Below are 331 nucleotides of genomic sequence, written 5' to 3' on the forward strand. Positions count from 1 at the left end.
CGGAGAGTTCCGCGAACAAAAAGATCATAGCTCTATATGTCCCAATCAGGACTATTGGTATTATATAACTTTGCGTTATAGTGAAGGAGAGTTGGAATATTTGAAAGTAGAATATTTATCCAAAGAAAATGAGAAATAATACAGTACTCATTTTTCTTTTAGGGTTTTGTTGTTTTTACACCCAATGTCAAACCAAAGAACCCCCAAAACCTATGGATACAGAATTTACTATTACTCCCTGCCAAATAACCTATAAAGGAAAGGAACTTCCTTTAGGAAAACCTTTTAAAGAATGGATAAAGATATTTGGAGAATATAATAGATTTGTAGA

Annotated in this window: 1 protein-coding gene; it reads left to right on the forward strand. The window is 32.3% G+C overall.

Annotation, left to right across the window (positions count from 1 at the left end):
• Positions 1–128: 128 nt before the first annotated feature.
• The coding region (locus C4S77_RS03035) for a DUF7738 domain-containing protein (RefSeq protein ID WP_455423242.1) at positions 129–331 on the forward strand (203 nt) is incomplete at its 3' end.

Origin of the sequence: Apibacter adventoris (genome assembly GCF_002964975.1) — a bacterium.
Taxonomy (GTDB): Bacteria; Bacteroidota; Bacteroidia; order Flavobacteriales; family Weeksellaceae; genus Apibacter; species Apibacter adventoris.